At 67.1% G+C, this 20,306-nt stretch carries 16 protein-coding genes; 6 read left to right on the top strand and 10 right to left on the bottom strand.

Annotation, left to right across the window (positions count from 1 at the left end; translation table 11 throughout):
- Window positions 1-29 precede the first annotated feature (29 nt).
- The 6 genes from recJ to KF791_02255 form a co-directional block, all read right to left on the bottom strand.
- A complete protein-coding gene (gene recJ, locus KF791_02280) occupies window positions 30-1,757 on the bottom strand; it encodes a single-stranded-DNA-specific exonuclease RecJ (protein MBX3731404.1) in 1,728 nt (575 codons plus the stop codon).
- Entirely contained in the window at window positions 1,754-2,443 is a 690-nt protein-coding gene (locus KF791_02275) for an exopolysaccharide biosynthesis protein (protein MBX3731403.1), read from the bottom strand. The genes recJ and KF791_02275 overlap by 4 nt, the downstream gene beginning before the upstream one ends.
- Window positions 2,440-3,429 (bottom strand): TerC family protein, encoded by a 990-nt coding sequence (locus KF791_02270; GenBank protein ID MBX3731402.1) that lies wholly within the window; start codon window positions 3,427-3,429, stop codon window positions 2,440-2,442. Before KF791_02270 ends, KF791_02275 begins: the two co-directional genes overlap by 4 nt.
- 84 nt (window positions 3,430-3,513) lie before the next feature.
- Window positions 3,514-4,257: a hypothetical protein gene (locus tag KF791_02265; GenBank protein MBX3731401.1), complete on the bottom strand. Its 744-nt coding sequence runs from the start codon at window positions 4,255-4,257 to the stop codon at window positions 3,514-3,516.
- A 92-nt stretch (window positions 4,258-4,349) separates the two neighbouring features.
- The gene (locus KF791_02260; GenBank protein MBX3731400.1) at window positions 4,350-5,852 is read right to left on the bottom strand and encodes a DUF1501 domain-containing protein; all 1,503 of its coding nucleotides are present in this window, start codon (window positions 5,850-5,852) and stop codon (window positions 4,350-4,352) included.
- A gap of 24 nt (window positions 5,853-5,876) precedes the next feature.
- Entirely contained in the window at window positions 5,877-8,342 is a 2,466-nt protein-coding gene (locus tag KF791_02255; GenBank protein ID MBX3731399.1) for a DUF1549 domain-containing protein, read from the bottom strand.
- A 194-nt stretch (window positions 8,343-8,536) separates the two neighbouring features.
- On the opposite strand from KF791_02255, the gene KF791_02250 reads away from it, so the two are divergent.
- The 3 genes from KF791_02250 (at window position 8,537) to KF791_02240 (ending at window position 11,988) form a co-directional block, all read left to right on the top strand.
- The gene (locus KF791_02250; protein MBX3731398.1) at window positions 8,537-9,907 is read left to right on the top strand and encodes a hypothetical protein; all 1,371 of its coding nucleotides are present in this window, start codon (window positions 8,537-8,539) and stop codon (window positions 9,905-9,907) included.
- A gap of 161 nt (window positions 9,908-10,068) precedes the next feature.
- Window positions 10,069-11,016 carry an ABC transporter ATP-binding protein gene (locus tag KF791_02245; protein MBX3731397.1) on the top strand — a complete coding sequence of 316 codons (948 nt, stop codon included), beginning with the start codon at window positions 10,069-10,071 and terminating at the stop codon, window positions 11,014-11,016.
- Window positions 11,017-11,022: 6 nt separating this feature from the next.
- Entirely contained in the window at window positions 11,023-11,988 is a 966-nt protein-coding gene (locus KF791_02240) for an ATP-binding cassette domain-containing protein (GenBank protein MBX3731396.1), read from the top strand.
- Between the two features lie 154 nt (window positions 11,989-12,142).
- Here KF791_02240 and KF791_02235 read toward each other — a convergent pair whose 3' ends face one another.
- On the bottom strand, window positions 12,143-14,479 hold the full coding sequence (locus KF791_02235) for a c-type cytochrome (GenBank protein ID MBX3731395.1): 2,337 nt from the start codon (window positions 14,477-14,479) through the stop codon (window positions 12,143-12,145).
- A gap of 61 nt (window positions 14,480-14,540) precedes the next feature.
- Complete coding sequence (locus KF791_02230) at window positions 14,541-15,287, bottom strand: glycosyltransferase family 25 protein (GenBank protein MBX3731394.1); 747 nt, start codon at window positions 15,285-15,287, stop codon at window positions 14,541-14,543.
- Window positions 15,288-15,669: 382 nt separating this feature from the next.
- Here KF791_02230 and KF791_02225 point away from each other — a divergent pair, with 382 nt between their 5' ends.
- Together KF791_02225 and KF791_02220 are read left to right on the top strand one after the other, a co-directional pair.
- Complete coding sequence (locus KF791_02225; GenBank protein ID MBX3731393.1) at window positions 15,670-15,837, top strand: hypothetical protein; 168 nt, start codon at window positions 15,670-15,672, stop codon at window positions 15,835-15,837.
- Complete coding sequence (locus KF791_02220; protein MBX3731392.1) at window positions 15,807-15,989, top strand: hypothetical protein; 183 nt, start codon at window positions 15,807-15,809, stop codon at window positions 15,987-15,989. The genes KF791_02225 and KF791_02220 overlap by 31 nt, the downstream gene beginning before the upstream one ends.
- 170 nt (window positions 15,990-16,159) lie before the next feature.
- Here the strand turns inward: KF791_02220 and KF791_02215 are convergent, their stop codons facing one another.
- Window positions 16,160-17,116 carry a CPBP family intramembrane metalloprotease gene (locus KF791_02215; protein ID MBX3731391.1) on the bottom strand — a complete coding sequence of 319 codons (957 nt, stop codon included), beginning with the start codon at window positions 17,114-17,116 and terminating at the stop codon, window positions 16,160-16,162.
- A 256-nt stretch (window positions 17,117-17,372) separates the two neighbouring features.
- On the bottom strand, window positions 17,373-18,956 hold the full coding sequence (locus KF791_02210; protein ID MBX3731390.1) for a beta-lactamase family protein: 1,584 nt from the start codon (window positions 18,954-18,956) through the stop codon (window positions 17,373-17,375).
- 122 nt (window positions 18,957-19,078) lie between these two features.
- Here KF791_02210 and pheA point away from each other — a divergent pair, with 122 nt between their 5' ends.
- Complete coding sequence (gene pheA, locus KF791_02205) at window positions 19,079-20,140, top strand: prephenate dehydratase (protein MBX3731389.1); 1,062 nt, start codon at window positions 19,079-19,081, stop codon at window positions 20,138-20,140.
- Window positions 20,141-20,306 lie beyond the last annotated feature (166 nt).

Genomic DNA, 20,306 nt, shown 5'->3' with positions numbered 1-20,306 from the left:
CAGGTTGCCTCGCGGACGGCGGTTGGACCTCAGGCTTCCGAGGGACGCCAGTCGAGAAACTTCAAACGGACGGCGGTCCGCCCGTTGTAGGTCTCCAATTGGGGCATGGCCGCCAGGTCGAAAACGCCGGAGGGCGGCGGGGTGCCCGACTCCGCACCGCCCCACCACAGGACGTCCAGATGCGCCTCGCCGTCGGTCACCCGGAGCTTCCAATGCTGCTGTTCCCGTCCGAGACGTTGCGGGGGTACCGCCAGGGTGACCCGGGGGATGACCACCTGAACGGCCGGGTTGCGCTGACCAAACGGCTGCAGCCGCATCAACTCGGTCACCGCGGGCACGCTGAGCTCGCGCAACGGCACTTCGCCGTCCAGATGAAGTTCCGGCAGCAACAGTTCCGGACGCAGCACCTTCCGGGCGGCGGCGTTCAAGCGCTCCCGGAGGGCATCCAGATGCCCCGGCCGGATGGTCACACCCGCCGCCATGGCATGTCCTCCGTGCTTTTCCAGCAGGTCGTCGCATTCCCGCAGGGCCGCCGCGAGGTCGAATCCCGCCACACTCCGCCCGGAACCCCGCCAGAATTGATGGTCCCCGCCGAAAATGATGGTCGGACGATAGAACTCCTGCAGCACCCGGGCCGCCACGATCCCCACCACGCCAATGTGCCAGTCGAGGGCCCCCTCGACGATCACGAGGTCGGTCTCGGCCCGGAACTTCGACCGGATCTGCGCCAGCGCGTCACCGGCGATGCGTCGCTCAATGGCCTGGCGGTCGCGGTTGGTCCCATCAAGGGCCTCGGCCAGTGGACGGGCCGTCTCGAGGTCGGGTGCCAGCAGCAGTTCGAGGGATGCCTCGGCCGTCTCCATGCGGCCCGAGGCGTTGAGCCGGGGGCCGAGCTGGAACCCGACCTCGTAGACGCCCACGGGCGACCGCGTCTGGGCCACATCCTTCAAGGCCACCAGGCCTGGACGCGTCGTGGTCTCCAGTCGCTTGAGGCCCGCAGTCACCAGAATCCGGTTCTCCCCGATCATGGGCACCAGATCGGCCACAGTTCCAAGCGCCACCAAGTCCAGCAAGGGCTTGAGGTCAAACCGCTCGAAGCCGTCCAACCCCCGGTCGCGCCCCTGCCGCAGCAGCGCATGAAGCAGCTTGAAGGCGAGTCCGACGGAGCACAGTTCCCGGTGATCCGGCATTCCGGGCGCCGCCAGCTGCGGATTGACCACGGCAACCGCCGGCGGGGGCGGGTCGCTCACCTGATGGTGGTCCAGCACCACCACATCCACATCGCGCGCCGCCAGCCAGGCAATTTGCTGCGCGGCCGTGGAGCCGCAGTCCACCGCCAGCAGCAGGTTCACCGGGAATCGCTCCAGACAATTCTCCACGCCCGTCTGACTCAACCCGTAGCCCTCGTCCATCCGATGCGGGAGGTAATGGTCCACCCGCCATCCCAGCGTCGAGAGACTCGTCTCCAGCAGCGTGGTTGCCGTCACGCCGTCCACATCGTAATCACCAAAAATCACCAGCGGCTCCCCGTCGGCCCTGGCGGCCAGCAGACGGTCCACCGCCTTGGCCATGTCCGGCAGCCCGCACGGGTCGGCCAACCGCTTCAGGCGGGGCTCAAGAAACGCCCGGGCCGCCGCCGGATCGTCCAGGCCGCGCCGCACCAGACAGCGCGCCAGGAGGCGTCCGATGCCGAGGTCGCACTCGAGAGGGCGCACCCGCACGGGATCGGCATCCGCCACAATCCATCGGCATCTCATGTCAGCAGCCTCCGGAGGAAGTCCGCGACGGAATCCGCGTACCGGTGCCACAGCATCACGAAGAGCTGGAACTGAACGACCGCCATCACCCCAATGTACACGGTGGCCCCGAGGGTCGCGGCATAGCCGGCCCAGATCATGACACCGTCCCGTTCCATCATGCTGGCGGCCACCAGCAGGATGCCGATGGCCGGGGCCAGGTTGGAGACGGGAATGATCGGCGGGATCGGCGCCGCGAGGAGGAGTCCGCCGTAGGCCAGCACGAGGGCATTGAACTGGCGCAATTGTGATCCCTGGAGCCACGCGGGACCGCGCGGACGCGTCAGGCGCTCGACCCAGCCCAGCACCCGGATGCTGGCGGCGACCACCCGGGCCAGCACGCGTCCCTGCACGCTGCGGTTGCCCAACCGGCGGGGCAGGCGCGCCGGTTCGCCGCGGAGAATCCGCCACGCCAGCATTGCGATGACCACCCCGAAGACGTTGCTGACCCCGGGCATGGCGAACGGGGCCATGAACGGAAGGCACATCAGGATGATGAGTCCGTAGGGTCCGCGGTCCGCGGTGCGCTCCAGAAGCTGGTTGAGGGTGAGCCCGGCGGCCCCTTCCGAGCGAAACAGATCGGCCAGTTGCGCTGATAACGGAATGAATCCCGCGGCCGGATCGCATGACGGAATGCCGGCGCTCATCGGGACGGATCCGGTGGCGGCGAAGCCGGCGGTGCGCCGTGTGGATGCTCCCGGAGGCCCAGGATCACCGACACCAACATGGAGGTGAGGATCGTTCCGATCACGAAACCCAGGGAGACATTGACCAGGTATTCCCCGAGCCAGGCCTTGAGCCAGTGGTCCGCCAGCATTTTCAGGCCGATGAAGACGAGCACGATGGCCAGGCCGTATTTGAGCAGCTTGAAATAGTCCATGAGGCTCGCCAGGACGAAGTAGAGCGATCGCAATCCAAGAATCGCGAACACATTGGACGTGAAGACGATGAACGGGTTGGTGGTGACGCCGAAAATGGCCGGGATCGAGTCGAGGGCGAACACCACGTCGGTGGTCTCCACCACCACAAGCACCAGCGCCAGCGGCGTGAGCATGCGGCGCCCGCCGTGGATGGTGATGAACCGTTGTCCATCGTAATTGGGCGCGACGGGCAGGAACCGGCGGACGAGCCGCACCACCGGATTGTGCTCGGGATCCACCGCATCGGCACCCCCGGAGCTCCGCAGCATCCGGATGCCGGTGTACACCAGGAACACCCCCATCACGTAGAGCGTCCAGTGGAACCGTGCGATCAGTGCGGCCCCGGCCATGATCATCACCGCCCGCATCACCAGGGCGCCCAGGATCCCCCAGATCAGGACCCGGTGCTGCCATTCGTTGGGCACGCGGAAGTACCGGAAGATGACCGCGATCACGAAGACGTTGTCCATGGACAGCGACAATTCGACCACGTAGCCGGTGACGAAGGATGCCGTCGCGGCCGGGGTCCAGCCCGGGATCCACCGCGGAGCCACCACGAAGGCGAAGGCCAGGGCGCACGCCACCCAGACCGACGTCCAGGCAAGCGCCTCCCGGAATCCGACGCGATGCCCGTCGCGATGGAACACCCCGAGGTCCAGCGCGAGGGCGACGAGAACGAAGAGCAGGAACGCCAGCCAGTACCCTGGGTGCATGGCGGACAACACGCCGCGGACGTTACCGGAGAGGCGCGCCGTTGCCAGCCGCGTTGCCGGATTTGTTAAGGCAGAGTGACAATTTCAGCCACGCGGACCGTCCCCGCCCTTGGACCGAACCCCTTCCATCCGCAGCAGCCGGTGACTGGCGGCGACCGGATCCAGACTCCACCGCCTCGACAGGAGGACCACCCGTTCCGCATTCCGGACCTCGGGGGAGACCTCTCCGTAAGGGACCGGTTCCTGCTCCTCGAAGTACTCGCGACACCGGAGACCCAGCAATCGCTCCTCCAGCATTGGACGCCCTTCGTTCCACTGCGTCTCACCGGCCCAGGCGTAGGCGCGGGTCACCTGCCCGTCATCAAGTCGCGCCCAGGCGTGGGCATGCACGACGCGGTCGCTCGAGTAAAACTGAACCTCGCCAAGTTCCCGGCTCAGCCGGTGCAGAAACCGGTAGAGGGCGTCAATGTCCTGCGCCGGATCCGGAAGCCGCCCTCCCACCACCAGGGTCCAGCCGTCGAGCGGCGCTGAAACAAACAAGAAAGGCTCCCGCGCACGCCCCAGGGCCTCGGCCCAGGGCACCGCCACCTCGTCAGCGACTCCGAGCAATTCGCGGACGTAGCCCGTGTTGGCGCTGCGGACGGTCATCCAGCGCTGCGGCACCTGAAAGGGAAGCGGTGGCTCCGCGCCGGCGGCGTCCCCGCCGGGAGTTCCCGAATGCCGGCGGCGCAACCGCCGCAGGTGGCGGCGATAGACGACGAAGAAAAGAAATGCGAGACCGAGTACACAGCCCAGCGAGGCGAGGAGTCCTGCCACCAAGGGATCCACGTCCTTTAGTTACGACCGCCAGCCGGATGTCGCAATCGGGAATTGGAGCCGGACCCGCATATTTGGCCGGATGGCCCACGCACCGGCGCGGGTCAGACGGGCTGCGCAAACAGGCCGGCCACCGGCTGGCCGACGCCATCGCGGGTCACGTAGAAGGGCCGCTTCTCGATCTCGTACGCGAGCTTCGGAGAGATCCCCATGGCCCGGTAGATCGTCGCATGGAGGTCCTCGATGACCACCCGGTCGCGCAGGGTCTTGCACGGCCGCTCATCGGCGGTGACCCCGTGCAGATGGCCGCGCCGCATGCCGCCGCCAAACAGCAGCACACAACCGGCGTCCGTGAAATGCCGGTGCATGCCGTAATGGGTCATGGATTCGATCCGGTCGGGCACCGGCACCTGATCCTTGATGGGTTTGTCCGGCTTCCCCTCCTGCATCATGTCGCGGCTGAATTCGCTGGCGACGACAATGAGCGTGCGATCGAGCAGGCCCCGTGCCTCAAGATCCAGGACCAGCTGGGCGATCGCCCCGTCAATCGCCCGCTTCATGTTCACCAGCTTCTCATGGCCGTGCTCATGCGTATCCCAGTTCAGGAAGGGGATGTACTCGGTGGTGACCTCGATGTAGCGCGCCCCCACCTCGGCCAGCCGTCGCGCCAGGAGGCAGCCAAGCCCGAAACGCTGGATGTTGGCCCGCTCGTAGCTGCCCTCCCGAGTGAACTCACCCCCGAGACGGCTGGAGAAATCCCATCCGCCGGGCACGTACTTCGCCACGGTGGCGGGATCCTCCAGGGTCAGGTCGAAGGCCCGCGCCGCCGGAGAGCTCAACAGCCGGTGGGCGTTGTCCAGCGACCGCATCAATGATTCCTGCTGGAAGCCGCTGCCCAGCTGGCCGACCGGCGAGGCCTCCACCAGCCGGCGGTAGAACCGGTCGCGGCTCTCAAACCGCGAGGGGCTCATGCCCCCCGGCGGTGTGACCACATCCTTGGCGGCGTCCGGAAAGGGCACGTTGAACGGCCCATGTTCGCTTCCAAGAAACCCGGCGGTTGTGAAGGCCTTCAGTTCCTCGCCCTCACCCACATCGAGACGCTGGCCGATGTTGATGAACGCGGGGACCGCGGGATCCCGGGGCCCGAGCGTGCGCGAAATCACCGCGCCGAGGTGCGGACAGGCCACCGTCTGCGGCGGCGCATAGCCGGTGTGCCAGTGATACTGATGCCGCGAATGCAGGATGAAGCCGAGATCGCCCGCGGTGTAGCTGCGGATCAAGGTCCCGCGATCCATCACGCGCGCCAGATGTTCCAGCCCCTCGCTGAACCGGATGCCATCCACCGCCGTGGGAATCGAGGGAAACGTGGAGAGCACGGTGTTGGGATCCATGCCCTTCTCAAATGGCGTGTACCTCTTGGGGTCGAAGGTTTCCGTGGCCGCCATGCCCCCGGCCATCCAGAGCACAATCAGGGTGTCGGCCGTCGCTGGCGGCGCTCCGGCCTCCGGATTGGCGAGGATCCGCGTCGGACCGCAGGCCAGGGCGCCCAGGGTCGCGGCGCCCAGCGATTGCACGAATTCACGGCGGCTGTAGTCGGGAAATTTCATGGGCATGCGATCAGGACCTGTTTCTCAAAAAATGAACTGGAACTCCGGCAACATGGCAAGGCTCCACAGCAGATCCTCGACGCCCTCCCGCCGCGGGGGTTCGCCCACCAACCCGAGGGACAGGTCAAGCTCCTGCGCATTGGGCGGACGCGAGAGTGCGCGCACAAAAAGCCGCTCGGTCAACTGCCGCCCATCGGTGCCACCGGCGAGCAGGCGCTCCGCGCCCCGATGGAGCAGCGTTGATAGCGTCTCACCGTTGGTCAATTCCAGCGCCTGGATCGTTGTCGGGGCCGACTGGCGCACCGTGGTCACCTGCTCGCGATTCGGCCGACCCAGCGCCAGCATCAGGGGGTCGGCCGCCGTGAGCGAGGCGCGTACCTGACCATACACCGGGCGTCCGGCCACGCTGCGGGCGAGGGTATCCACAGCCCTCCACGGCTCCATGCCCGGAGGCCCCAGCACCTGCGCCGGACGCCACACAACGCCCTCATCCGGGGCCGCCGCATTCACCGGCCGGTCCGAAACTCCCCAGGCGGCGTCCGAAGCGACATCCAGAGGGTCTCCGCCACCGTCGGCGTCCGGGCGCAGCTTCACGTAGGCGAGCAGCCCCGCCGGATTCGGTGCGTCGCCCCCGTTGACCGCTTCAAGCACGAGTTCGTTGGTGCCCGTCCTCAGTCCACGCCGGAGGTCATAAATGCCCGGCCGGTCCCAGTCCGCGGCCTCGACGCCCCGGATGCGGCCGCCGTTGAGAAAGACGCGAACCGCATTGTCGACCTGCACGTGGAGCGTGGCCTCCCCCGGGACGTTGGCGAGAACGAGCGGGCGCCGGAACCAGTTGGTGCCGGGCGGCGCGCTGGTTGCGGCATGGGCATCCGACCAGATCCAGAAGGGCGACGCCGGCAGCGGCTCCGCCGATCCCGGCTCCACCAGGAGCGCATCCAGCCCGCCCTCGGGGCGGTCGGGCCAGACACCCGTGACGGATCCAAGCGCATCCCGGAACTGTTCGGCCGTCAGCCTGCGAATTCCCGGGCCGCGAAACACAAACGCCTCGTCCGGCGCCTCCGGCAGGCTGACCGCCGGCAACTGATAGGCCCGGGAGGTCAGGATTTGCTCCATGGTCCGCTTGAGGTCCCAGCCATGGGCCACAAGGTCCTCAGCGAGCCAGTCCAGCAGGTCCGGATCCCAGGCCGGATGCTGCATCACATCAAGAGGTTCCACGAGACCGCGGCCCAGGAAGCGCGCCCAGAGGCGGTTGACGATCGTGCGGGAGAGACGGCCGTTGTCCGGACCCGTGATGAGCCGGGCCAGTTGCTCCAGACGCCGGTCCCGTGGCGCCTCCGGGTCCACCGCGCCCAATTGCGGAAAGAGGAATCGGAGCGGTGCGATCCGGCCGGTCGGCTTGTCACATAGCACCATTTCAAGCCGTTCTTCGGAATAAATGCCGGCCAGTCCATAGGCATCGCTCAACTGCCAGTCGTCAATGAAGGAGTCGTGGCACGATGCACACTTGAGGTTCACCCCCATGAACACCTGGCTGATGTTTTGCGCCGCCTGCATGGGTGGGGTCATGGAGGCATTGACCGTACCCCGCCAGACGATGCCCCGGCTGAACCCCTCGCTGGCCTCGGTCGGGTTCACCAGTTCGCGGACAAACTGGTCGTAGGGCTTGTTGTCCCGCAGCGCGGCGTAGAGCCATGAGCTGATCTGCTTCCGGCCTCCGTCAATGTACCCGGTGCCCCGGTAATCATTCCGCAGCAGGTCGTTCCAAAAAGTGAGCCAGTGCTGGGCATAGCGCGGCCCGTCGGCCAGAAGGCTCCGGACCCACCGCGCCCGCTTGTCCGGAGCCGGGTCCGCCTCGAAGGCGTCCAACGCCGCCGGGGTCGGCAGGAGACCCAGAACGTCCAGGGACACCCGTCGGCAAAAAGTCCGGTCGTCCACAACCCCGGCCGGCGACACCCCCGCCTGACGGAAATAGGCCTCAATAAACCGGTCCAGCGGGTGTCCGGTTCCTCCGTCGGGAAGGTCGGGACGCCGGGGCACGAGGTTGCGATCGGCGGGCCGGGCAAAGCTGATATCCTCGGGCCACGGTGCCTCCTGATCCACCCAGGCCCGCAGCAGACCCACCTGTTCCGCGGTGAGGCGGGTGCCTTTTTGCGGCATGACATCCTCGGGGTCGGTGCCGGCCACCAGATGGATCATTCGGCTCGCCGCACTGCGGCCGGGAATGACGGCCGGGCCGGAGGCCCCCGGCTGCAGCAGGGTTTCACGGGTGTCGAGACGCCAGTCTCCCTTGGCCTTGCCGCGGCCGTGGCAGTTGACGCAACTCGATTCAAGGATCGGGCGAATATCGCGCTCAAAGTCCACCGGTCCGGCGGCGGCCGGGGGCAGTTGGGCGATGGCCTCCACGGTCGGCGGCACGGCCCCGGCCAGCCGCCAAACACCCGCGGCGACCAGGATCCAAATCACGGCGACAAAACGAGGCCCAGCCATGACGTGATCGTACGGCCGCTCACCCAGGTCTGCGAGCGAATTTCCCCGGGCACCGCAACGGCGAACTCCCGCAATAGCACGAATGCTGACACCCATGGGTCTGCCGCAGTCCCGGAACACGCCCGACGATCTCCGCATCCCAGATCGAAGGTGGCGCCTTGCGCAGCGGACACGGCACGGTGTACCGCTGGGGTATGAAGCCCGTGCGAACGCTGCCATGGCCAATCCTCGCGGCGCTGGCGCTGGCGGTGGCCGTCGCAGGCTGGACGCTGTGGGTTCGCTACGGCCCGGTCCGGGAGGATCCCCGGCTTGCCCGGTTCCGCGCGATGGGATTTCCCACCACGCCCGCAGCGCTGGATGTGTGGTATGCCACGGTGCCGCCCGGGGACAACGCCGCTCCCAAAATCCTCGATTCAGCGGCCGTTCTCAGCGCAGCCCGGCGTGACTCGGACCTGATCTGGATCGGCTCCGCAAAGCTCCCGGACCCCGGAGACGCCCTGCCTGCGGAACCGCGCGCCGCAGCGCGCCAGTTTCTGGAGCTTCACGCCGAACCAATTCACGCGCTCCACCAGGAACTGAAGCGGCCAGGGTGCCGGTACCCTACGGATTTTACCAAGGGCTACCTGACGCTTTTACCGCATCTGGCGCCCCTGAAAGCTGCCGCCCAGGTATTGGCCATGGAAGCCCACCTGGCGGCCGAGGAAGGGCGTCCCGACGACGCCGTCGCCGCCATCCTCACCTGCCTCCGCCTCGCCGAGACTGTCGGCCAGGAACCGGTGCTCATTTCCTACCTGGTGGCGGTGGCGATCCGGGGGATCGGCACGAGTGCCGCCGAACACGTGGTCAACCGGACCGCCCTGTCCCCGCCGCTCCTCGAGGGACTGCGGGACGCCTTTCTGAATGCAGCCGCGACGGCCCAACCGACCCGCGGTCTGGCCGGAGAGCTCATCTTCTTCACCGACGCCCTGCGGATGAGCCCGGGCAAGTTGACGGGTGCCGGAGGCTTCAACGCTCCGGGAGGAGGGGCACCCAACTGGATCGGGGACGCCGCCCTGCAGCTCTATTGGGGCCTTGGCCTCCAATCGAGGGACCGCCGGGTCGGGCTGGACTACCTCCTCGAAGTGATCGAGGTGTCTCGGGCACCTCTCAGCGAACATCCCGCCGGCCGGCAGCGGGTCCAGGCGGCAACCGCCCGCTTCGAGCGGTCCAGCCACCGGATGCCGTTTGCCCGAATGTTCGTGTCCGCCATCGGCCGGACTTTTGACCGGCACCTGGCGGACGTCTCCCGGCTGCACGCCGCAGCAGCAGCCTGCGGCGTCGAATTGTGGCGTCTGCGCCACGAAGGGGCGTGTCCGGAGTCCCTGGAACTGCTGGTGCCTGCGGACCTCCCCTTTGTGCCGATGGATCCCGTGACGGGGAACCCTTTGCAGTACCGCAGGCAGGACCCGGGGTATGTTGTCTATGGGGTGGGAACGGACGGCCAGGACGACGGCGGCCTCTCCCGTCGCCAGCGCCCGAAGGGACTGAATGCCGGTGTGGATGAAACCTTCGTGCGGACCCGGTGATTGCGTTTGACCGGCCCGGGCAGGGTTTGCGGGAAGCGCCCGACCCGAGGCCACGGCAGTGGCCCTGGCCCGGTCCCGCTCGAACCTTGCATCTTGCTCCTGTCAGACAAAGCCTGTCGGTCCGGCGCCGACGGGAGACCCGCATTCTCCCGCAAATCTCCATGCCCCTGCTCGATATTCGCAACCTCCAGATTGATTTTGGCACCACCCGAGTCGTGGATGGGGTTTCGTTGTCCATTCACGAGGGGCGAACCCTGTGCCTCGTCGGCGAAAGCGGCTGCGGCAAGAGCGTCACGGCGCTGAGCATCGCCCGGTTGCTGACCACCCCGCCGGCGCGCTATGCCGGCGGTGAAATCCTCCTCCAGGGCCGCGACGTGCTGCGACTGTCGGCGGCGGAATTGCGAGGCATCCGGGGCGGCGTGGTGAGCTACGTGTTCCAGGAACCGGGCGCTTCATTGAATCCCGTCATGCGCATCGGATCGCAGATTTTGGAGTCTCTGAGGCTTCACCGTCCGGCGAAGGCAACGGACGACGAAGCCCTCCGCCTGCTGAAGCTTGTGGGCATTCCCGCGCCCGGGAGCCGCACGCGGGATTATCCGCACCAGCTTTCCGGGGGGATGCAGCAGCGGGTGATGATTGCCATGGCGCTGGCGAGCGAACCGAAGCTGCTGGTGGCCGACGAGCCGACCACCGCGCTCGACGTGACGATCCAGGCCCAGATCATCGAGCTGCTGCGCGACCTCCAGCGGCAGCTCGGCATGGCAATCCTGCTCATCACGCACAATCTCGGCCTCGTCGGCGACCTGGCCGACCACGTGGCCGTGATGTACGCCGGCCAGATCGTCGAGGAGGCCCCGGCGACGGATCTCCTGCGCCGCCCGCTGCACCCCTACACGCAGGCGCTGATGCGTTCGGTACCGGAGATCGGCCGTCAGCATGAGCGCCTTCAGGCGATTCCCGGCAACGTGCCCGGCCCCGGCAACTGGCCGCCCGGCTGCCGCTTTGCCCCGCGGTGTCCCGTCGCCCGCGCCGGGTGTTCGACCCTTCAGCCGCATCTGGGTCCGGCGGCAGGTGAGCGCCTCGTGCGCTGTCCCTTCTGGGAGGATTGAACCGACATGCCCCTCCTCGAAGTCCAGGATCTCCAGGTCCATTTTCCGGTGAAGCAGGGCGTGTTCGCACGCACCCGCGGCCACGTCCGCGCCGTGGATGAAGTGTCGTTCACCGTCGGGGCGGGCGAGGCGGTCGGGCTCGTGGGGGAAAGCGGCTGCGGCAAGACCACGCTGGGCCGTGCCGTGCTGCGACTCGTGGATCCCACCGGCGGACGCGTGGTGTTTGCCGGCACCGACCTCACGCCATTGAGCCAGCGGGCGCTCCGTCCGTTGCGACGGCAGTTCCAGATGATTTTCCAGGATCCCTTCAGCTCGCTGAACCCCCGGCTGACGGTTGGCGACAGCATCGGCGAGGCGCTCGACATCCATCGCCTCGCACCGGACGCCGCCGCCCGCCGGGCCCGCATCGGGGAATCGCTCCAAAGCGTGGGGCTTGACCCCGTCCTGGCGGACCGCCACCCGCATGAGTTCAGCGGCGGCCAGCGGCAGCGCATCGGCATCGCGCGCGCCCTGGCCGTCCAGCCAAAGCTGATTGTGTGCGACGAACCAGTGAGCGCCCTGGACGTCAGCGTGCAGGCCCAGGTGATCAACCTGCTCCAGGACCTCCAGCGCGAGCGCGGACTGGCCTACCTGTTCATCTCGCACGATCTGGCCGTGGTGGAACACCTCTGCCAGCGCGTCCTGGTGATGTACCTGGGCCGGGTGGTGGAAAGCGGAAGCGCGCGGGACCTCTGCCGCGCACCGGGACATCCCTACACGCAGGCACTGCTCTCGGCGGTGCCCGTCGTGGATCCGGACTCGAAGCGCCAGCGCGTCGTGCTGGGCGGGGATGTGCCTTCGCCAATCCATCCGCCTCCCGGCTGCCCGTTTCATCCGCGCTGCCCGGTGGCCGAACCGCGGTGTCGAACGGAACGACCGGCATTACGCCGGCTCTCGGGCGGCCGCGAAGTCGCCTGCCACCTCGCTGGGTGAGCCCGGCAGAACTTTCGCTCCAAGGTCCATCCGCCCCGACCTTTTGAGCTCTGAAGACCCGGCCCGCCACGAATCGCAAATCCCCAGGCCCGCCCCTTCCATGTCATTCGAAGGCCGCGGTCGGTACCTGCCATCGCGGCTCAGTTGTCGGGATCTACGGCAGGGACAGCACATAACGCACGAGGTCCACCGCCTCCTGATCCGAAAGGGAGTCCAGCAACCCTTCCGGCATGACCGACAGACCGTCCACATAGCCCGCAGCCCGGATATCCTGCACCGGAATCACCTCCTGCGTTCCCCCTGCAAATCGCAGGGTCAACGCCTCCGGGGTCTCCTCTCCGAAAAACCCCTCGAAAACATCGCCGCCCACGGTCTCCACCCGGTAGGTGCGAAAAACGCCCTCAATGGCCTGGCCCGGATCCAGAATCGCCGTCAGCACGGCCTCCGGGGTGCGGTTTCGCGAACCGCTCAGCGAGGGGCCAAACCCGCGGCCGTCACCGGTGATCGCATGACAGCCCGCACAGCGTTCCTCGAACAACTGCCGCCCGCGGGCGCCGTCCGATGCCGCTTCGGACGTCACGGCCTTCAAGAGATTTCGAAGACGATCGCTGAGCCGCTCCTGATCTTCGGCCGACCGGGGCGGACGCTGTCCCAGGACCTGGGACCAGCGTGTGGAGACCGGGGACGGGAATCGTGGATGCTCCTTCTCGTCCACCATCTGGAGCAGCAGGTTCTGAAAAGCGGATTCATAGACTCCGCCTGGAGCCAGATAGTCCCGCTCCCAGCCCTTGATGGTCTGCGTCAGGTCCGGATCCGTCCGCCACCGCGCCAGCCAGGCGCGCTGCGCATCGCTCACCGGCTCCGGACAGTCCCGGAAGAAGCGGATGATCTCATGGCGCACCCTGAAGGCCGGTTCGTCGGCCAGGGGTTGTAACAGGTTGAACACGGACTCCGCGGGCGGCCGGAGCGAGGAAAGGGCGCGCACCGCTTCGTGCCGGACGTCCGGATTCCCGCTGGCCAGAAGCTCGCGCCACAGTCCGGGGTCGTACGCCCCCAGTCCTTCCAAGCACCACACCGCGTGGATCCGCACATCATCCGGGATTGCGGGATCGCGGATCAACGTGATGAGCCCGGGCACGAGTTCCCGGACCCCGCGCTCAACGATCTGGTGCCAGGCCGCCCGCATCTCCCAGGTGCCAGGCGCCTGGAGATGACGGAGCAACGCGGCGTTCGGCGCCGCGGCCACATCAGGCGCAGAGCGCCGGGTCTGGCTCTCATGCCGCACCCGCCACACCCGCCCGCGGGTCTTGTCCCGGGCCGGATGATTCCGGTCCACCTCGTTGTGGGAGATGATCGGGTTGTACCAATCCACGACATAAAGGCAGCCGTCCGGACCGAACCGCAACGCCACAGGACGGAAGAATTCATCCTCAGAGGTCACCAGATCGGGGAGCTGCCGGAATGTGAACACCCCGTTGGTGTCCAGGCTGGCGGCCACCGTGTTGATCTTCCGGGTGATTGGGTTGGCGACAAAAAAGACGTCCTTCCACGGGGGAGGAAACGACCCGGAGCGGTCATCGGACAACGCCAGCCCGGAAAATCCGGTCCCGCCCAAGCTGAGATGGGGTGCGGTGGGCGGATGATAGGGGGCGTCGGGATGCACCAGTCGTTTGATGAAACTCGGATAAGAGGTGTCGCGCTCGAAGGGCACCAGGCTATAGCCGAGGTCGTTGGCCTCATGAAAGAAGACCCGACCATTCCGATCCTGGACCCACGCCCAGATGTTGTTCAGGCCCGTGCCAAGAATCTCCAATTCCGAGCCGTCCGGACGAAACCGCGCGATCACCGTCTTGTCGAAATTCACCTGCGCGCCCGTGGAAGTCACCGCGGTCCCGCTGTTGAGGACCCCCTGAGAAAAGACGACCCAATTCCCCGGCAGAGGTTCCAATTGATGGGGAAGCGTGTGGGTATCTTGAACTCCGAAGCCCCGCAGGAGCACCCGGCGGCGGTCGGCCCGCCCATCGCCATTGGAGTCCTCAAGGAACAGGATCTCCGGTCCCTGGGCGACGATGGCGCCGTTGCGATGGGGCAGCACGCTCAACGGCATCACCAGGCCGTCCGCAAACGTTCGGGCGGTGTGCGGCCCGGGGGCGAGGGGGGTGTCGAAGATCACAACCCGGTCGCGTCCGGGTGATTTCCAGACCTCCGGATCCTGATCCCGCGGATACTCCGTTGCGGTGACCGCCCACATCCGACCGGAGTCATCAAACGCAACAGACACCGGCTTCGGCAGCCCGGTCTCCTCGCTGGCGACCAGCTCGATCTGAAATCCTGGAGCCAGCCGGAAGGCGGCCTGTTGTTGCTCCGGTGACTTCGCTTCGGCATCGGCGCTGTTGCCCGGCTTCAACTCCTGCGCCGCGGCAGGCCCACACGACAAGGATCCCGCCAAAACCATTGCAGTAATGCCAATGAGGACGCCCCGAAACTTCATTCGGGAAAGGGTGTCAGTCCGACTGGTCCGGGGCGAACCCGAATGCGCCGGGATCGGGTGGTCAGGTCAAGGTCGAGGAGTCAAGATTGGGCGTGTAGGCCAGGAATGGCAGGGTCACATACGCCTCAACCCGCGGGAAAAACGCATTGAGCCGGGTATCAATGGCCGAGCCCGGATAGCGCGTCATCACGCCGGGGATCTCGGTCGGTTCCAGGGTCAAGGGGTAGCATCCATCGAGCAACCGCTGCGCACCGGACGGGCTGAGCCAATAGCAGCACAGCCCGAAAGCGTTGAGCAGGCGATGCCGCCGCACGTCGGCCAGCGCCGTCGCGCCAAAGGCGGACTCAATCCACCCGGCGTCTGGATACTTCGGTGCCAGGCCCGAACGGCTGGTGACACCCTGAGGGCTGACGGTGGCAAGGACTGAGTCCATGTTGACGCCGAACAGCACGATATCGGCGTCGTCGAGGGCCTTCCGGTGGGCCGCAATATAGTCGGGCAATTCCGGATGGGTGAAGGCGTCGTCCTCAAGGATCATGGCTCCCTGGGCCGAGCCCGCGATCCGGCGCCAGAGGGCGCGGTGACTGGCCGCGCAGCCCACGCTCCCCTCCGTCACCGAGCCCGAGGCGGTCAGGTCCGCGGTCATCAATCCCGAGGCCACCCGCTCCGCCAGCGGGATATCAGCCCCCCGGATGGCCTGAAACACCTCGGGACGCCCCAAATGGGCATTGTTTGCAGCAAAGTCGCGATGCCGCGCGCCACCGGGGTCCAGACTGATGACGTGGAAAAGGGATGGGCGCGCACTCATGACGGTTGCGGATTTGATGCGTCCCGCCGCTGCCTTCCGGTGTCCGGCATCGAATGGCCAAAGCGCATTCGCACCGGACCTGGCCGGACTCCGGGCCTCGAATGACGGGGAGCCGCCGTCCGACCGCCAGGCGGCGGTCTGCCCACGAGCCCTCGGATGAATCCTTTGGTCTGCATCACGCACATTGGCCTTCTGCTCGCCGGCCTCACCGCTCGGGCAGACAGCGCCGCGGCCATCGTCGAGGTTCGGAAGATCTGGGATCAAGCTCCGCACAACGCCTTCACCGACCTCGTCCGGTTTCGCGACCGCTGGTTTTGCGTGTTTCGACACCGCCTATTGCCTGCTGCGGCGGGACGGGACGCCGCGGACGGGTCTGCTGGGTGTGGCGAGGAAGCCCTTTACCCAGTGGCGCTGGATGGACCTCGGCATCGCCCTGGGCGGGCCCCATATGATCCAGCTCCCGGATGGCCGGCTGGTCGCGGCGTGCCGCCTCCATGAACCGCAGGTGCGCACGGCCCTGTGCTGGGTGGATCCCGGGCCGGCCGGCTGACGGAGTTTCTGGCCCTGCCCTCGGGCGGCGATACGAGCTACGCCGGGATGGTTCCGCACGAGGACCTCCTTTGGGTTAGCTATTACTCCTCGCATGAAGGCCGGACGAGCATCTATCTTGCGAAGGTCCGCCTGTCGGAGAAGCCCCGCTGAGATTCTCGGGGCAGCTCGGCCCGTTCATGCCGGCACCCGGCGCCGCCGCACTGAAGTCACGCGCACCGTTCCCTCCTCGGGTGGGCTGGCGTCGCACCGGCCCTGTTCGGATCCGCGACCGCCGGGTCACAGGGCACCACGCGCCGACCCCATCCGTCGCGGGCCCGAACCTATTCGGGGACGACGGAACGGCGTCCCTCCCCCGGTTGCCCATGGTACTCCGACAGCGCCGCCTGAACCTTGACGGAGCCGTCCCGCCAGCGGATCCAGCACCAAAACCCAAGCGCCCCCAGGGCGAGCGCCAGCGTCGCCAGTAAGCCGCCCTCCGGTCCGTAGGTGCCTCCAGCCAGCACCACGGGACCGCCCAGGGCGATGTCCATCACCGTGTTTCCGGCATGGCTGCCCCGGTCGGGGAAGCCAAGCACCGGTCCCTGGACAAACCGCCATGCGATCGCAAATCCCAGCGGCAAGGCCAGGGAGCGGGTCCACACCACAGCCACCCCCCCGACGAGCGCGGCAACGGCGGCATTTAGTATTCCCAGCGGGGTGGTGAATTCCTCCAGGAACTGAAACACCCCAACGATCCCGGCGCTCGCAAGCCAGGCCAGGACGACGGCCCGGTCGGGACCCGTCTGCTCCGACCGGAATCCCTCGGCAAGATTGCGGAGCACACAACCCCGGAACGCCAGTTCCCACACCAACGCGATGCCCGCGCACTGGATCAGTTGCGCGACCAACACGGCGGGGTCCGCGCCGGCACCCACCCGGGCTGCGGGCGGCTTGATCCGGATCCAACCCGCAGCCCATTCCACCCCAAACAGGGCTCCGAGCAGGATCGCGCCCAAGGCCAGACCGAACAGGAAGCGACCCATCCATTCCGGGCCCCGGAACAGTCCAAAATCAGCGAAGGGCCGGCGGTCCACCCAGCGCGCCTGGACCCACGCAGCGGCGGCCAGCAGCAGCGCGCCACCTGCCGCGGCGGCGGCCTGGCGCCAGTAGAGAGAACCGGCGTCCAAAGACCGGATCCAGCCCGCCGCCAGGGCGGCCACGAGGGTCCCGATGCCAAAAAGGAGCAGCCGCCAGCCAGCACGCAGTCGGCCCTCGGCCGGATTAAGGAACACGCTCATCACGTACGTCGGGCCAGCCAAGAGCGCCCGAGGTCCAGCGTCAAGCGGTTGCAAACAATCGGGACACCCGCACCATCCGGTGGGCAGGCCGCCGGCAAAAAACCTGGCTCCGGAGAACGCCCGTCCCGCCTCCCGCTTGTCCCGAGTTCGCCGACCCGACTCCACCCGGTGCGCCTCCCCGGATCCGGCCGTCTCCGGCCCGTTGGGAACCTCGATGCTGGAGCGTACTGTCCAATCTTGATTCTCCGTTGGCGAATCACGGAGTGCGAAGGCGAAAGAAGTCCATCTCACCTCGGATGTCTGGCCGGACCGGGCCCTCCCAAACCGTCCAATCCCTTACAAATTCCCAATTCGCCAGGTCAACGGACCGCTCCAACGTGTACGTGGCATCCCCCTCGCCGGCAAGCGTCAGCGCCGGAGGGCTGCCATCGGCGGTGAACGTCAGCGCGGGGGGGCGCCGCATCCGCGAGTAAACCGTCGTGGTCCCGCCCTGAGTCCACCGCAGCGTCTCGCCGCCTCCGTTCGGGTTGAGAACGAAGATGGCGGATGAGGCGACGTCCGGCGCGCGGAAAAAGACATGGCTCTGCGGGTAAAGAGTGAACGCAGGCTGGTCGGCGTACGCGAGAACGAGGCGTCCGAGCGCCAGGGTGGCGGTGAACCCCGCATCCGCGGGTCCATAGTGGCCCACGTATTTTCGCAATGTCGCCTCGGCGACCGTGGCGGGCGCCGCAGGGGTGTTCACGGACACCTCGCTGGTGAGGCAGTTGAAGCCGATTTGCAGCAGGGCCACATCTGCGTTCGCCCGTGCATTGCACAGGATGGCCACTCCAACGCCGGTGGCCGGCCGCCAGGCGATGAATGCAGTGGACCCAAGGGTGTCCCCACCGTGCTGCACGATCGTGTCCGAAAAATTCCACCGCCACCACGCCAGCCCCAAACCGACCGAAGGCATGTCGCTCATCGCACGGAAGGTCTGGGTGGAGGCGAGCGCGGCGCTCAGCGGACCCGACCGCAGTCCCATCTGATGTTCCAGATAGGTCGCCAGATCGGAAACGGTCGAGCGCAACGCGCCCGCCGCCCCCAGCGCATTCATCCGGAACGGGGGCCTGCGAACCACTCCGGAATGCCCCGGTGCGAGGCGGGACATCTGACCGGGAGAGAGATTGACCCGGGTATCCGCCAAACCCAGCGGCTCAAGGATCCGCTCCACCAGCAAGGCTTCAAATTCAACCCCTCCCCTGAGGGCCAGGGCGTGCCCAAGCAGTCCCATCCCAAGATTGGAGTACTCAAATGCGGCGCCGGGACTGCGGCCAAGCGTCGCCCCCGAGAGCCAGGCATGCAGATGCGCGACCGAGTAATTTTCAAACACATTGTCCAACGGCGCCCCGGTCTCCAGCAGGTCGGGTGGATTTGCGGGCAAACCGGACCGGTGAGTCGCCAACTGCAACAGCGTGATGTCGGCCCCGCCATTCGCGGGCATCCCCACCCCCGGGGGAAGCAGGGTCTGGACCCGCGTCTCCAGGCTCACCTCGCCACGCGACACCATTTCGGCCAAAAGGGCGGTCGTGAAGGTTTTGGTGACCGAGCCAATCTCGTAAAGGGTGGTCTCATCCGCCAATGGCGACTCGGGGGACCAATCGCGACGGCCATGGGTGAAGTACGTCCGCCCCTCCGCGTTCACCATGGCGATGACGATGCCCGGCGCATAGCCGTAGTCCACCCGCTGGCGCGCGCTGGACCTGACCGCCGCGGGGATCACCGGCGGCGCGGCCCACCCTCCGGTGGAGACCGTCGCCGCCAGGGCAAGCGCAACGCGAAGCCGGCCCCGCGCCATTGACATCAACGCAGGCTCTTCCACTGGATCGTCGGCGGTCAATGCCAACCCGCCAGGCCAGCCCCAGCCGATCCGACAACGTTTCGGGCTTCGCCCCCGCCGGCCGGTCGGGCAGGCTGTCGGGACGCATGAGCCTTCAGGAACACCGCCAGGCAATTGACCGGCTGGACGCCGAGGTGGTCCGCCTGTTGAACGAGCGCACGCGGCATGTGCTGGAGATCGGCCAGATCAAGCTCAAGGCTGGCGACGAGATCTATGCCCCGCACCGCGAGCGGGCCGTCCTCCAGCGCATCCGCAAGCTCAACAAGGGTCCGATCACGAACGGAAGCCTCGAGGCGATCTACCGGGAAATCATGTCCAGCGCCCTGTCGCTGGAAAAGACGCTGGTCATCGCCTACCTGGGACCCGAGGCCACGTTCACGCACCAGGCGGCATTGAAGCGGTTCGGCGCCAGCCTGCGCTATGCACCCCAGCAGACGATCACCGAAGTGTTCAGCGAGGTTTCCAAGCTTCGGGCCGACTACGGGGTCGTGCCGGTGGAGAACTCCACCGAGGGCGTGGTCACCCACACCCTCGACATGTTCGTGGACAGCGACCTGAAGATCGTCGCCCAGGTGGTGTTGCGCATTTCGCACTGCCTCGCCGCAAGGGTCGCGCGCACCGCAATCCAGCGGCTCTACGTGCACCCGCAGACCCTCGCGCAATGCCGCGGATGGATTCAGCGCAACTTCCCGCGCGCCGAACTGGTGGAGACCACCTCAAACGCCCGCAGCGCCGAACTGGCGGCCAAGGACCGGACATCGGCCGCGTTGTGCGGCCAGCTGGCGGCGGAACAGTACGGGCTCCCGATCCTTGAGCAGGACCTTCAGGACAACGCCGCCAACGCGACGCGCTTCCTGGTGCTGGGCCGCCAGTGCGGTCCCGCCAGCGGACGCGACCGCACGTCCATCATGTTCAGCATCCGGGACGAGGTGGGCGCCCTGCACAAGGCGCTCGCCCCCTTCCGCCGCTACCGCCTGAACATGACCAAGATCGAGTCGCGTCCCAGCAAGCGGAAGGCGTGGGAGTATTTCTTCTTTGTGGACTGCGACGGCCACTCCGGGGAGCCACGGGTGGCCAAGGCGATCGAGCTGCTCGGACACCACTGCAGTTTCGTCAAGGTGCTGGGCAGTTATCCCAACGCGGAGTGAAGCGCGGCCCGCGCATCCCACCGGGCAGCGGCGCCATTAGCGGAACGCCGGGATTGAGGCCGATCGGGCTAATGGCAGAATCGGTGGAGCCTCTGGCAAGCGGCGTATAGCGGGCGAAGTCACCCCACGGTTGTGTTCCCACGTCAGGAACACTTCGTGACCGCAC

The organism is Verrucomicrobiia bacterium (assembly GCA_019634635.1).
Lineage (GTDB): Bacteria > Verrucomicrobiota > Verrucomicrobiia > Limisphaerales > UBA9464 > UBA9464.
The sequence above is the reverse complement of the archived record's forward strand: the minus strand, read 5'-3'. Positions and strand labels throughout refer to the sequence as shown.